Origin of the sequence: Pantoea sp. K16, assembly GCF_048452805.1 — a bacterium.
Lineage (GTDB): Bacteria > Pseudomonadota > Gammaproteobacteria > Enterobacterales > Enterobacteriaceae > Pantoea > Pantoea agglomerans.
In genome coordinates this window covers 127,970-142,106 of record NZ_JBLWNV010000014.1, presented here as the reverse complement: position 1 = coordinate 142,106, position 14,137 = coordinate 127,970, and the positions used below count along the sequence as shown (strand labels likewise).

Here is a 14,137-nt window from a genome sequence, read left to right as displayed (position 1 = left end):
CTGAGGGGCGCCCGTAGCCGGGCCAACGCGTTGCGTTGTTCAAAAACGCTCCCGGCGTTTTTAGTACGCACCTCATCCCTGAGGGGCGCCCGTAGCCGGGCCAACGCGTTGCGTTGTTCAAAAACGCTCCCGGTTTTTTTAGTACGCACCTCATTCCTGAGGTGCGCCCGTAGCCGGGCCAACGCTTTGCGTTGTTCAAAAACGCTCCCGGCGTTTTTGTCCGGGGGGCGCAAAGTTTTGCTACAGGCCTGTGCTCCCATCGCTTTCAATTTTGTGCGGTCTGTAAACACCAGAATGCGCTGCCAATCCTCAGCTGACCTTTTCTGCCACGCCGACCGGTTGATTCTCATCCTGATCAACCGCGAAGCAGGCAATCTCCTGTCCGCCATAGTTTTTCAGCTTCGGCTGCAACTGCACGCAGGTGCCAAAACGTCGGTGGCAGCGCGCATTAAAGGCGCAGCCCGGCGGTGGATTGAGCGGGCTCGGCAGCTCGCCGGTCAGCTTAATGCGCTCACGACGGTCGTCTGGATTAAGCCGCGGCGTCGCTGACAGCAAAGCCTGAGTATAAGGATGGCGCGGGTTGGCAAAAATCGCCTCTTTGCTGCCCTTCTCAACGCACCGGCCGAGATACATCACCATCACCTCATCGGCAATGTGTTCCACCACCGACAAATCGTGCGAGATAAAGACATACGAAAGCCCCATATCCTGCTGCAGATCCATCATCAGGTTAAGCACCTGGGCACGCACCGACACGTCGAGCGCCGAAACCGGCTCATCGGCAATCAGGACGTCCGGATCGAGCATCAGCCCACGTGCGATGGCGATACGCTGACGCTGCCCGCCTGAGAACATGTGCGGGTAGCGGTCGTAGTGCTCGGTTTTCAGGCCGACTTTTGCCATCATCTCCAGCGTCTTCTCGCGGCGTTCCGCGCGGGTCAGCTGGGTATTAATCACCAGCGGCTCTTCCAGAATCTGGCTTACTTTTTTGCGCGGATTGAGTGAGCCGTACGGGTTCTGGAACACGATCTGGATTTTCTGGCGACGCAGCTTCTGCGCCTGGGGATCATGTTTCAGCAGATCCTGACCGTGCCAGTAAAGCTGCCCTTCGGTCGGGGTTTCAATCATCGTCAGCAGGCGGCCCAGCGTGGATTTACCACAGCCTGACTCGCCTACCACCGCCAGCGTTTTGCCGCGTTCCAGATTAAAAGAGACGCCATCCAGCGCTTTGACCAGACGCTCCTGACCAAACAGCCCCTTCTTCACCGGGTAGTGCTTCTTCAGATCAATCGCCTGCAGCAGGAACTGATCTTTCGTGGTTTCATGACTCATAAGTTGGTCTCCCGGCATCGTCCAGCGGATAGTGACACTTGGACTGGCGTCCTGGAATGGTGCGCAGTTCAGGTTCTTCCTGACGACAAAGGTCAGTCGCATAGGGGCAGCGTGGATTAAGCAGACAGCCAATCGGGCGGTCATACTTGCCCGGTACCACGCCAGGCAGCGAGGCCAGGCGTGCTTTATCGGCCGCGAACTCCGGCAGCGCACGCAGCAGCGCCTGCGTATAAGGATGGCGCGGCGCCTTAAAGATATCGGTCGCTTTACCGCTTTCCACCACCTGACCGGCATACATCACGATAATGTGGTGCGCCGCTTCTGCCACTAACGCCAGATCGTGAGTAATCAGGATCAGCGCCATGTTCTCCTGCCGCTGCAACTCCAGCAGCAGTTCGATGATCTGCGCCTGAATAGTCACGTCGAGCGCCGTGGTCGGCTCATCGGCGATTAACAGCTTAGGCCGACAGGCGATCGCCATGGCAATCATCACACGCTGGCTCATGCCGCCCGACAGCTGGTGCGGATAGACATCGAGCCGTGACGCGGGATCGGGAATACCAACCTGATTCAGCAGGTCGATCGCCCGCTGACGCCGGGTGCGTTTATTGCCGCCCTGATGCACCTTGATCGCTTCCATGATCTGGAAACCTACGGTGTAGCAGGGATTCAGGCTGGTCATCGGGTCCTGAAAAATCATCGCCACTTCGGCGCCCACCAGCTGGCGGCGCTCACGTTCGGAGATGTTCTGCAGGTCGCGCTGGTTGAACTCCAGCTTCTCAGCCATCACCTTGCCGGGGAAATCGATCAGCCCCATGATCGCCAGGGAACTCACCGATTTACCAGAGCCGGACTCGCCCACGATACCCACGACCTGGCCCTGCTCAACCTGATAACTGATGCGGTCAACCGCGCGGAACGGTGCTTTATCGTCGCCGAAATGCACCGATAGTTTGTCTACATTTAATAACGCCATCTCGGTGCCTCTTTACTGCTTGAGTTTCGGGTCGAGTGCATCACGCAAACCATCGCCCATCAGGTTAAATGCCAGCACGGTAAGCAGAATGACCAATCCAGGGAAGGTCACTACCCACCAGGCACTTTGCGCATACTGCAGGACGTCGGAGAGCATCGTACCCCACTCCGGCGTTGGCGGTTGCGCACCCATACCGAGAAAGCCCAGCGCCGCCATATCGAGAATGGCGTTGGAGAAACCTAATGAAGCCTGCACGATCAGTGGTGCAAGGCAGTTAGGCAGAATATTCACAAACATCTGGCGCAGCATACCGGCACCGGCCACGCCGGAGGCGGTCACATAGTCGCGGTTCACTTCCACCAGCACCGCCGCGCGGGTCAGACGGATATAGTGCGGCAGCGCCACAAAGGTCAGCGCGATAGAGGCGTTAACGATCGAAGGGCCAAAGATGGCGACCAGTACCAGCGCCAGCAGCAGGCTGGGCAGCGCCAGCATGATATCGACGACACGCATGATGATGGCATCGACCACGCCGCCGAGATAACCGGCCAGCAGGCCAAATATCACGCCAAAAATCAGTGACAGCACCACCACCAGGCAGCCAACCAGCAGCGACAGCCGCGCGCCGTACATCAGACGCGACAGCACATCGCGGCCTACATCGTCGGTGCCCAGAATGTAGCTCCAGCTGCCACCTTCCTGCCAGACCGGCGGATGCAGCAGCGCATCGCGGAACTGCTCAGCAGGGGCATGCGGGGCCAGCACATCGGCAAAAATGGCGCACAGCAACACAATGATGATGTAGACCAGGCCCACAACGGCGCCCTTGTTACGTTTAAAGTAGTGCCAGAATTCCTGAAACGGGGTCATCGGCTTGGGTGCAACGGTAACGCTGCCGGGATCAACAACAGACATGATGCCCCCTTATTTCTTATGACGTATGCGCGGGTTAACCACGCCATACAGCAGATCAACCAGCAGGTTGACCACAATAATCAGTACTGCTGTCAGCAGCACCCCGCCCTGCACCACCGGATAGTCACGGCGCTGCAACGCTTCAATCAGCCAGCGACCCAGGCCCGGCCACGAGAAGATGGTTTCGGTCAGAATCGCCCCGGCCAGCAAGGTGCCGACCTGCAGGCCGATCACCGTAACCACCGGCAGCATGGCGTTTCGCAGCGCATGCACTACGATCACGCGCATCCGCGTCAGGCCTTTGGCACGCGCAGTACGGATGTAATCTTCACCCAGCACTTCGAGCATCGCCGATCGCGTCATTCGCACAATCACCGCCAGCGGAATGGTGCCGAGCACGATGGCAGGCAGAATCATGTGCATCACCGCATCGTGAAAGTCGCCCGGCTCACCCCAGAAGAAGGTATCGATCAGCATAAAGCCGGTCAGCGGCATGGTGTCATCCAGGAAAACGGTGTCGCCGACCCGCCCGGAAACCGGCGTCAGGTTGAGCTGTACCGAGACCAGCATGATCAGCATGATGCCCCACCAGAAGATCGGCATGGAGTAGCCGGTCAGTGAGATCCCCACGGCGGTGTGATCGAAAATCGACCCCCGCTTCACGGCGGCCATGACCCCAACCGGGATACCAATGGCCACGGCAAATATCATGGCGCAGATGCCGAGTTCCAGCGTCGCTTTGAAGCGCGGAACAAACTCATCCCAGACCGGGATGCGGCTCTTAAGTGAAATGCCCAGGTCACCATGTAATACGCCGTTAATGTAGTTCAGGTACTGTTTCCACAGCGGCTGATCCAGACCTAACAGCGCCATTAACTGTGCATGGCGTTCAGGAGAAATACCGCGTTCGCCCGCCATGATGAGTACCGGATCGCCGGGGATCATGTGAACAAATGCGAAGGTGAGTAATGTAATACCGATAAACGTTGGGATGACAAGGCCCAGACGTCGGAGTATGAACTGCAGCATAATCCGGGTTCTCTCTTGTCCGCGCGACCGTCGCCGCGAGGGTAGTTATTGCTTACATCTGACGATCGGGTAGGCCCGACCGCGACGCAGACAGGCTGCGCCTCTACCGTTTCCAGTAAAACAGGGAGATAAAGCCGGGGCGACGCGCAGCCGCCCCGGAAAAGGCGACAATTATTCTTTAATGTCTACCTGAGCAAAGTAGTGTCCGCCCAGCGGATCGACTTTGTACCCGGAGACTTTCTTGCTGACCGGTTCGTATACCGTTGAGTGCGCGATCATCAGCGCCGGTACCTGGTCATGCATCACAACCTGTGCCTGCTTGTAGTACTCGATGCGCTTCGCCTGATCGGCGGTGGCGCGAGCTGGCTGAATCTGATCCTCAAAGGATTTATCACACCAGCGCGAGTAGTTAGAGCCATCTTTTGCCGCTGAACAGCTGAACAGGGTGGCCAGGAAGTTATCCGGATCCCCATTGTCGCCGGTCCAGCCCATCATGACGGTCTGGTGCTCGCCTGCTTTGGCGCGCTTCAGATACTCGCCCCACTCGTAGGTGACGATTTTGGCTTTGACGCCAATCTTCGCCCAGTCGCTCTGGATCATCTCAGCCATGCGGCGCGCATTCGGGTTGTACGGACGCTGAACCGGCATCGCCCACAGGTCGATTGAGAAACCATCTGCCATGCCCGCTTCTTTCAGCAGCGCTTTGGCTTTCTCAGGATCGTAGGCGTAGTCTTTCACGTCGTCGTTATAGCCCCACATCGTTGGTGGGATCAGGTTTTTAGCAGGCTGACCTGCACCCTGATAAACGGCTTCGATAATCGCCTTTTTGTTGACCGCCATGGTCAGTGCCTGACGCACTTTCAGGTTATCCAGCGGTTTTTTCTCAACGTTGTACGACAGATAGCCGACGTTCAGGCCAGCCTGCTCATACAGGTTGATGTTTTTGTCCTGCTTCATACGCGCGATGTCAGCCGGGTTTGGATAGGGCATGACCTGACATTCGCCCTTCTGCAGCTTGGCGTAACGCACTGAAGCATCCGGGGTAATGGAGAAGACTAAGCGATCGATTTTCGGCTTGGTGCCCCAGTAATCCGGGTTAGCTTTGTAAAGGATGCGCGAATCTTTCTGGTACTGCAGCAGCTGGAACGGACCGGTACCGACCGGGTTCAGGTCGACGTTTTGCGGGGTGCCCGCTTTCAGCATGTTGTCAGCGTACTCTTTCGACAGAATCGAGGCGAAGTCCATGCCAAGGTCAGCAAGGAACGGCGATTCAGGACGCGTCAGCACAAAGCGCACGGTGTTCTCGTCCACTTTTTCAATTTTGCTGATCAGCTTCGGCATGTCCATGCCTTCGAAATATTCGTAGCTGCCGCCGGAGACGCCGTGATAGGCGTTGTTTTTATCCAGCTGGCGCTCAAAGGTGAACACCACATCATCCGCATTAAAGTCGCGCGTCGGTTTGAAATCTTTGGTGGTCTGCCACTTCACGCCTTTGCGCAGGTGGAAGGTGTAAGTTTTACCGTCTTCACTGACATCCCACTTCTCTGCCAGCGCAGCGTGCAGTTCGGTGGTGCCGATAGTGAACTCAACCAGTCGGTTGTAGATCTGACGTGAGCTGGCATCGTAGGTGGTGCCCGAGGTGAACAACTGCGGGTTAAAGCCTTCCGGAGAACCTTCAGAACAGTAGACCAGGGTTTTTGCCTGAACACCGGCGGCGACAGTCATAGCAATCAGGCTCAGACCGACCTTCAGCATCCCGGATTTAGCCAGGGAGTTGATCATGCTTTTGCTCCATTGTGATGTGATGTTGTGTGTATTGCCCGACCTCTGATTTTTTTATGCGGTTCAGGCGTACCACCGAACAGGTGGTTAAAGCACGCTACGTTTTTTTTGTTTTTTCTTATGCAGATGGTGCATTCAGAAAATTCCGTAACTGTGCGTTTATTGACGCATCAATTTGTCAACAGTTGCAAAGAACGTCAATACAACGGTTACTTATTTACACAGAGTGTGAGGGATAGCATGCAACGGTAATAAAAACCCTTTCGGCCTAAAAGCCATACAATGCACAGCGCTGCTGGTCTGATTTCCGTGCATTGTGCTGGATGGCTGTTCTATCGCTAGTGATTCTCACCGCTAAAAAACTTAAAACTTTTACCGGCAAATGTTGAATAACTGAACGATTCACCGTGCGTTATGACGTTCATCCAGCGGAATATGCTGGTAAAGAAGCATAAGAAATCAGCATGTTGCCGCTTTCGGTCATAAGAAGAATGTGTCGCGAATTATGATCGCATCTCTTATATGGCAAGGCCTGCCAGCGGGTAAGTGATGATAACAACGGCTGGTAAACAGAATGCGCGGTGGATGGGGTTTACTGGAACTTTCTGGAAAATCATAGCCAGAGGCTGAAAGCGAGGGAAGGTTCAGGGAAGAGGATGTGGCATGAATGGCTGTCAGATCGAGACTGCTTCAGGAACACGGTCAGATCGGAAAGGCGCTTAAACCATCCATGGACGCTCGGCCCACGCCGTCCATGGCGTGGGACGCTTTCCTCCTCTGCCCCTGTTCCCTGCGCCTTGAGTTTATGCGCTGCGGTCAGATGTATCCGGGTTTAGATCTGTCAGCCGTCTGAGGCTCCCAGGTAAGTACCTGATGCGTCTGCCAGACGTGAAGCGAAGGGAGCATACGCCTGTAGCAAAGCATCGCGCCGCCCGGATAAAAACGCCGGGAGCGTTTTTGAACAACGCAAAGCGTTGGCCCGGCTACGGGCTCACCTCAGGGATGAGGTGCGTAATCGCCTGCGTTGAGCCTGCCAGGGATGGTGTTTTTGCGTCTTTGCGGAAGGCGTATGCACCCTGAAGCCCACTCAGCGGTAATAATGTGAATGCTTAGCGGCCAGATCGAGACTGCTTCGGGAACACGGCCAGATCGGAAAGGCGCTTAAACCATCCATGGACGCTCGGCCCGCGCCGTCCATGGCGTGGGACGCTTTCCTCCTCTGCCCGTGTTCCCTTCGCCTTGAGATTGTTCATTGCTGTCAGCGTCACTCGGGTTAGGATCTGTCAGTTGTCTGAGATGCTTCTGTAAGTACCTGATGCGTCTGCCAGACGTATGCTCCCTAAAGCCCGCTCAACGGTAAATCCGTACCTTTCATCCACTTTTCTTAAGACGAAAAAAAACCTGTCTTTTCAGACAGGTTTCTTAAATATGGTCGGCGAGAGAGGATTCGAACCTCCGACCCACTGGTCCCAAACCAGTTGCGCTACCAAGCTGCGCTACTCGCCGATGGGGGCGCATGTTACTGCTACCCCCGATCAGCGTCAACCGCTTTTTATGCTTTTGCCGCCAATCGCCTGGAAAGCACGCGGTTACCGGGAATCAGCCGCCTGCTTTACCCTTTTCGACCACTATTACAGCGGTTTAGCCTGACCATTACCCGGTGCCTGACACCAGTTGTTGGCCGGGTTAATACCGCCATCTGGCGAGGTGTAACCCAGACAACCCAGGATGGTATCGAACAGCTCAACGTGCCGATGGGTCCGGCCCACACGCTGCTGCGCCTGCAGACGCTCAAAGTTGCTGCGGTTCTGACTGTCTTCCAGATACTTATCTGACGCCCAGACCATCATCGGCACCCGGAACTGCTCAGGCGGAGCCATCTCACGCGGCGTGCCGTGCAGGTGCATATTCTCGCTAATCGACTCACCATGGTCGGCGGCATAGAAGACGATCGCCTTCTTATCACGCAGCTGATCCAGCACGCTATCCAGCATGCTATCGACATACAGCACCGAGTTGTCATAAGCGTTGATCAACTGCGCTTTGCTGCAGGTCTCATCCACGCCCATACACTCCGGCTGATATTTCGCGAAGCTGCGCGGATAACGCTGTGAATAGAGGTAGTGCGAACCTTTGGTGTGCAACACCACCAGATGCTTACCTTTCGGGAAACGATCCAGTGACGCTTTCATCTCCGGTACCAGCAGCATGTCATCCACCGCTTTGCCCTGATTACGCTTCTCTGAACCAATCTGCTCACGGAAGGCAAAATTGTTGGCGTTGATGTTATCGTAGAACCAGACTTCGCTCTGCATCGCAAATAGCTCAGAGGTGAAGCCCAGCTCTTTCATCACCGCAAACACATTCTGCTCTTTCAGCGTGCGGCCCGGATTATCCATAGTGCCGCCTTCGCGCACGAACATGCAGCGCAGTGACAGCTTGGTCGCGGTATCACAGGACTCGCCCCGGAATGCCACCAGGTTCTTCTCTTTCGACAGCTTCGGCGTCGTGTCACGCTCATAGCCCAGCATCCCCATGTGATCCCAGCGCGTGGTTTCGCCAATCACAAACACCACATAGGTATCATCAAGCCCGGCAGGCGCGACGTAGGTAAACTTCTTCGCCGGATCCAGCAGTTCCTGGCTGTTCAGCGACTCATCCACACGGGTCCAGGCAAACAGGCCCACAGCCGCCAGCCAGTTCGAAGGAAGATAAGAGTGCGCCACCACACCGCCGTAACTCGGCAGATCGATGTTAGTGATCTCTTCGTTATGCTTCTGCAGCTTGTCGAAAAACCGAATCGGCAGCCAGACCAGCGCCACGCAGAGCAGCATGATCAGGGTGGGTTTCAGGCGCTGTCCCGGCGTACGCAGCTGTTCGTTCAGCGTCATGCTCAGCTTATTGCGCCAGATCATCAGCAGTGGCAGCGCGCTGACCAGCACCATCCACAGGATGAAATGGTAACCAATCACCTCTTTAGAGAGATCGGTGTCAGTCGTCATCACCGAAGCCACAATGCCGTAGCCGATCACCACGTTAAAAAACGCCATGTAATAGGCGGCGGCAACCGAAATCAGCACAATCAGCGTGGCCAGCACGCGATAAAACCACTTTCCTCCCAGCGACAGCAGACGCATCAGGAAGAAAGTCAGCACCACAATGGCCACTACCTCGGTGACGGCAGTCAGCCAGTTCGTAACCGTAGAGTGCCTGAGAAAACCGTCAAAACGACGATAGAAAATCGGCAAATTCAATAAGATACCGAGATAGAGCGCCAGCAAGAGCGATAACTTCTGCTGAGTCAGGGTTTTAATGTAATTCATGAAAAAAGGTGTTTCTCCGGTGTGAAGCGCTTGACCAAATCTTTTATGTGACTGCCGAAACGCGGCAGAGTTCGCTGAATAAGCGGACCGGACAAGATGAAGGAAAATTCTGAACGGATTTACAGGCTATAACGCGAGGTGGCTCAGTAAAACATGGTCGCGTTTGATAGACCAGAAAATAATCGTTGTCGACCTGATTAGCACATTTTTTGTACACAGCGGACAGGAACGGCCAGGTGGGCTGTCGCAGACAGCAGCAGGAGAGAGAAAATGACAGAGTAAGAAAAGTGCGGGCCTGATAGTTTCAGGCCCGCAGCACGCTTAGCGAATAATGTTCAGCGTGACATCGATGTTGTTGCGGGTGGCGTTTGAGTAAGGACAAACGATGTGTGCCGCATCAACCAGCTTCTGCGCTTCTGCTTCATCCATCTCTGGCAGATGAATGTTCAGGGTCGCTTCAATACCAAAACCATCAGGGATAGGGCCGATACCCACTTCACCTTCGATCCAGGCGTCTTTTGGCATGGTGATCTTGTCACGGCCCGCCACAAACTTCATCGCGCCCAGGAAGCAGGCAGAATAGCCCGCAGCAAACAGCTGCTCCGGGTTAGTCACTTCGCCGCCTGCACCGCCCATCTCTTTTGGCACACCCAGTTTCACGTCCAGTACACCGTCAGAAGAGGTTGCACGACCATCACGACCACCGGTTGCTTTGGCTTTGGCGCGGTAAACCACTTGTTCTAAAGACATGACATTTCTCCATTACGCTATTTAATCGCCCACTACTTATACAGCCGTAATCAGGCGGTGAGGTTTAACGGGTGCCGCGCACCCGTCAGCAATATTTATCGTGACTTATTCAGGTTATCTCGCAACCCATCCAGCTGTAATTTCAGCGCCAGCAGAGCGTCATCATCACAGGCTGTGGCACACTTGACCGCTTCAGGAATGGCTTCAGCCCTGGCCCGTAACGCCTGCCCGGCTTCGGTCAGCGTCACCGCAACCTGGCGTTCATCCTGACGGGTTCGCTGCCGGTTAATCAGGCCTGCACTTTCCAGTCGCTTCAGAAGTGGCGTTAATGTTGCCGAGTCTAAAAAAAGCTGCTCGCCAATCTCTGACACCGTGACATCATCTTTCTGCCACAACACCAGCATGACCAGATATTGAGGATAGGTGATGTCGAGCTGGCTCAGCAACTGACGATAGACTTTATTCATCGCCAGGTTGGCAGAATAAAGCGCAAAGCAGAGGTGCTGATCGACCAACAGTGGCATCGTTTTCACTTTTTTGTCATCTTGATCACAGTTCATGGTTAATAATATAGATAGCGCGCTAGATAATTGCAAGCAAACTTTTTGTCAGGGGGAAAGGCATGCAGGATTCACTGGAAGAACAGGCGCGTCGCTTCGCCACCGAGGCACATGCCAGTGCCGGTCAGCGCCGCAAATATACCGATGAGCCTTATATTGTTCATCCGGCAGCGGTGGTGGAACTGGTGCGCAGCGTCAGCCATGACGACGCGTTGTTAGCGGCGGCCTGGCTGCACGATACCGTGGAAGATACCGCAACCACACAGAGCGATATCGAAACGCACTTTGGTACGCGCGTGGCAAGCCTGGTAGAGATGCTGACCAACAGCGCACCCGCTGGGGCAAAAAATCGCACGGCCCGTAAACTGGCGCACTTCCGCCATACAGCCAGCGCCAGTCCTGAGGCACAAACCATCAAACTGGCTGACATCATCGATAACACCCGCGCGATTGTGCGTTTTGATCCCGACTTTGCGCGGGTCTACCTGGTTGAAAAGCAGATACAGATTGAGTTGCTGAAGCAGGGAGATGCGCAGTTATGGCAGCAGGCTTCAATGATTATCGAAAGCGGACTCGCACAGTTGCGGGAGCCGCCCTATAGCGTGCCGGAGAGCTGGTTTGCCAGACAGGCGGCTAAATACAGCGAATTACGCTAATAAAAAACCCGCCAGCGGCGGGTTCTTTTCGTGATATCAGTTTATTCAAGCAACTGCCGTCCCAGATAGGGATTGGCATGTAATAACTTCATCAATTTCTGCGCCGTCGCGGAAGGACGGGTACGCCGGGCTTCCCAGCTTTTCACGGAAGAAACGCTCACGCCCATTACTTTTGCAAACTCATCAACCTGCATGCCGGTCATTTCACGCAGACGCTGCGGCTCTGGCTGGGCGGGTTGCTGACGCTGAATAAGTAACTCGGCGGCGCGATCATCACGTGTCAAAACAATCTGCTCAAGGCTGCTGAGCAATTCAAACATCGGGTCTTTTAATTCCATAGAGAACTCCTTAAAAACTCGCTATGAAGCACGTGAAAGTAGAGAGGTACGAGCCTGAAGTCAGGACTCTGAAACCGGGCCTGTTTCAGGCTGGATCCCGCAAGGGTTTATTTTTGTTATGAGAGAAACCATTACGGGACACAGCCTGCGGTGCACTGCTTTAAAGATGTCAGGTCAATGCAACAAATGCCGGGAGACTAAGTATGGATAGAGACCTGACTATTTGCCGCGCAATTTATAATTATTTTTTTAACTATGGTTTGCCGGAAAAGTTCCAGCACCTCTAACCTGCTGAGGCAGTTGAGTTTTGTGCCTTCGGTGTGGGCAGAAAAATCAAATGGTGTTTGCTATTTATGTGGATGCCATCAAGCTTTTTGCTGGCATATTCTCATTTCTGTGAGGCAATACACCTCTTCAGGTAGTGAGTGCAAAATATACGCCAATGGTTTACTTCCTGAACACATATATTCACTGTTCTTATTAAATTAAGAATAGTCCTGGTTTGGGCCTGAGAACTGGCGCGCGGCGGCTCACAGTGCAGAGCGGGTAGATCTTTTATTCTTAAAGGCGATCTGTCGCCAGATTAATCAACAGTCATCTTAACGAAACGGCTGACGCCTCATGCCGGTGCAGTTACCCGGCAACCATCGACCCGATGCGCGGTAAAAGTGCAGCCCCGTGATAACGCACTGACGACAGGCCAAACCTATACCTGACCTCTGTAAGGAAAAGCGATGCGTGAAACAGATTTTAACGTCGGATACCCTTCTCATCGTGTACCGATGATGGGTCGTAATGCCGTCGCAACCTCTCAACCGCTGGCGGCGCAGGCGGGTTTACGGATGCTGCAACAGGGTGGAAACGCCGTGGATGCGGCTATCGCCACCGCCATCGCCTTAACCGTGCTGGAGCCAACCGGAAACGGCATCGGCAGCGATGCGTTTGCCATTGTCTGGGATGGCAGCGAGCTGCATGGGTTAAACGCCTCAGGCCGATCGCCAGCCGCGTGGCATCCCGAACGCTTTGCCGATTTTAGTGCGATGCCTGAAACCGGCTGGGAATCCGTCACTGTGCCAGGGGCCGTCTCGGCATGGGTCACACTGGCACAGCGCTTTGGCACCTTACCGCTGACCACCCTGGCACAACCGGCAATTGACTATGCGCGCCACGGCTTTCCGGTTTCACCGCTGATTGGTCAGCTGTGGCAGCGCGGCTATGACAAGCTGCGGGATCAACCTGGCTTTAGCGACTGCTTTGCGCCGCAGGGTCGTCCGCCGCGTGCTGGCGAGCTATTCCGCAACCCGGCTCAGGCCCGCACCTTGCAGGAAATCGCTGAGACTCAGGGCGAAAGCTTTTACCGCGGCGCACTGGCGCAAAAGATGACAGCCTTCGCCCGTGAGCATGGCGCAGCCCTGACGCTGGAGGATTTGAAAAACCATCGTGCCGACTGGGTTACTCTGCTGTCGCGTCCGTTTGCCGGAGGATCGGTGCAGGAGCTGCCGCCGAATGGTCAGGGCATTGCGACCTTAATTGCACTTGGCATTCTGGAAGAGTGGGAAATCAACCACTATGCACCGGATTCGCCGCAGTGGCTGCATCTCTCCATCGAGGCGATGAAACTGGCGCTGGTTGATCTGGACCGTTATGTCACCGATGAAGATCACCTCGAATTTCCGGCGGAACACCTGCTCAGCAACGACTATATTCGCCAGCGGGCAGCGTTAATTGATCCTGCCAAGGCGGGAGATTTCCGCTTTGGATCACCGCAGCAGAGCGGCACAGTGTATGTCGCCGCCGGTGATGCCAGCGGCATGATGGTCTCATTCATTCAGTCTAACTACATGGGATTTGGCTCCGGCGTGGTGGTACCCGATACCGGCATCAGCCTGCAGAACCGGGGCGCGGGCTTTTCACTCGATCCAGACCATCCCAACGTCGTGGCGGGCGGTAAGCGGCCGTTTCATACCATCATTCCGGCCTTTGCGCGGGATCAGCAGGGCCAGCCGCTGATGGCATTTGGCGTGATGGGCGGCCCGATGCAGGCGCAGGGACACCTCCAGCTGGCGCTGCGCATTATGCTGCACCAGCAGAATCCGCAGGCCGCGATTGATGCGCCGCGCTGGCGCGTGGTGCAGGGACGCGAGGTGGTGTTTGAATCCACACTTGATCGCAATACCCTGAGCACACTGCGCCGTATGGGCCACAACGTGGTACTGGAAGATCCCCTGAGTAATTACAATTTTGGTGGCGCGCAGGCGATAGTGCGCGATCCGCAGGGCTTCTACATTGCGGCCAGTGAGAGTCGCAAAGATGGTCAGGCGGTGGTGTTTTAAGGTCGCGGCAGTGAGCGTCAGGCTGCTCAACCCCTACTTCATCTCTGCGCGCTGAAGCCTGCGATGGCAGGGAACGCAACACGCCCTGAGGCGCAGGCGGCCCCATTCTGTAACCGGCGTTTCAGAAAGCATCTGTTTCACAG

11 protein-coding genes and 1 tRNA gene are annotated in these 14,137 nt (G+C 55.3%); 2 read left to right on the top strand and 10 right to left on the bottom strand.

Annotation, left to right across the window (positions count from 1 at the left end):
• Positions 1-309 precede the first annotated feature (309 nt).
• From dppF to ACK13D_RS18325, 9 genes are all read right to left on the bottom strand, one after another.
• On the bottom strand, positions 310-1,332 hold the full coding sequence (dppF, locus tag ACK13D_RS18365; RefSeq protein WP_010671644.1) for a dipeptide ABC transporter ATP-binding subunit DppF: 1,023 nt from the start codon (positions 1,330-1,332) through the stop codon (positions 310-312).
• Complete coding sequence (dppD, locus tag ACK13D_RS18360) at positions 1,322-2,308, bottom strand: dipeptide ABC transporter ATP-binding protein (protein ID WP_010257423.1); 987 nt, start codon at positions 2,306-2,308, stop codon at positions 1,322-1,324. Before dppD ends, dppF begins: the two co-directional genes overlap by 11 nt.
• A gap of 12 nt (positions 2,309-2,320) precedes the next feature.
• Positions 2,321-3,223 (bottom strand): dipeptide ABC transporter permease DppC, encoded by a 903-nt coding sequence (dppC, locus tag ACK13D_RS18355; RefSeq protein ID WP_010671643.1) that lies wholly within the window; start codon positions 3,221-3,223, stop codon positions 2,321-2,323.
• A gap of 9 nt (positions 3,224-3,232) precedes the next feature.
• Entirely contained in the window at positions 3,233-4,252 is a 1,020-nt protein-coding gene (gene dppB, locus ACK13D_RS18350; protein WP_010257427.1) for a dipeptide ABC transporter permease DppB, read from the bottom strand.
• 171 nt (positions 4,253-4,423) lie between these two features.
• Positions 4,424-6,034: a dipeptide ABC transporter periplasmic-binding protein DppA gene (dppA, locus tag ACK13D_RS18345; RefSeq protein ID WP_010671642.1), complete on the bottom strand. Its 1,611-nt coding sequence runs from the start codon at positions 6,032-6,034 to the stop codon at positions 4,424-4,426.
• Between the two features lie 1,429 nt (positions 6,035-7,463).
• Positions 7,464-7,540: transfer RNA gene (locus ACK13D_RS18340), tRNA-Pro, on the bottom strand.
• Between the two features lie 125 nt (positions 7,541-7,665).
• Complete coding sequence (eptB, locus tag ACK13D_RS18335) at positions 7,666-9,357, bottom strand: kdo(2)-lipid A phosphoethanolamine 7''-transferase (protein ID WP_158132109.1); 1,692 nt, start codon at positions 9,355-9,357, stop codon at positions 7,666-7,668.
• Positions 9,358-9,678: 321 nt separating this feature from the next.
• Positions 9,679-10,107 (bottom strand): organic hydroperoxide resistance protein, encoded by a 429-nt coding sequence (locus ACK13D_RS18330; RefSeq protein ID WP_010257431.1) that lies wholly within the window; start codon positions 10,105-10,107, stop codon positions 9,679-9,681.
• Positions 10,108-10,202: 95 nt separating this feature from the next.
• On the bottom strand, positions 10,203-10,667 hold the full coding sequence (locus ACK13D_RS18325; protein WP_010671641.1) for a MarR family winged helix-turn-helix transcriptional regulator: 465 nt from the start codon (positions 10,665-10,667) through the stop codon (positions 10,203-10,205).
• 62 nt (positions 10,668-10,729) lie between these two features.
• Between ACK13D_RS18325 and ACK13D_RS18320 the strand changes: the two genes are divergently transcribed.
• Positions 10,730-11,323, top strand: coding sequence for an HD domain-containing protein (locus ACK13D_RS18320; RefSeq protein ID WP_010257434.1), 594 nt, complete (start codon positions 10,730-10,732; stop codon positions 11,321-11,323).
• A gap of 41 nt (positions 11,324-11,364) precedes the next feature.
• On the opposite strand, the gene ACK13D_RS18315 is transcribed toward ACK13D_RS18320, so the two are convergent.
• A complete protein-coding gene (locus ACK13D_RS18315; RefSeq protein WP_010257438.1) occupies positions 11,365-11,661 on the bottom strand; it encodes an HTH-type transcriptional regulator in 297 nt (98 codons plus the stop codon).
• 734 nt (positions 11,662-12,395) lie between these two features.
• On the opposite strand from ACK13D_RS18315, the gene ACK13D_RS18310 reads away from it, so the two are divergent.
• Complete coding sequence (locus ACK13D_RS18310; protein ID WP_311978204.1) at positions 12,396-13,994, top strand: gamma-glutamyltransferase family protein; 1,599 nt, start codon at positions 12,396-12,398, stop codon at positions 13,992-13,994.
• The last annotated feature ends 143 nt before the right edge of the window (positions 13,995-14,137 follow it).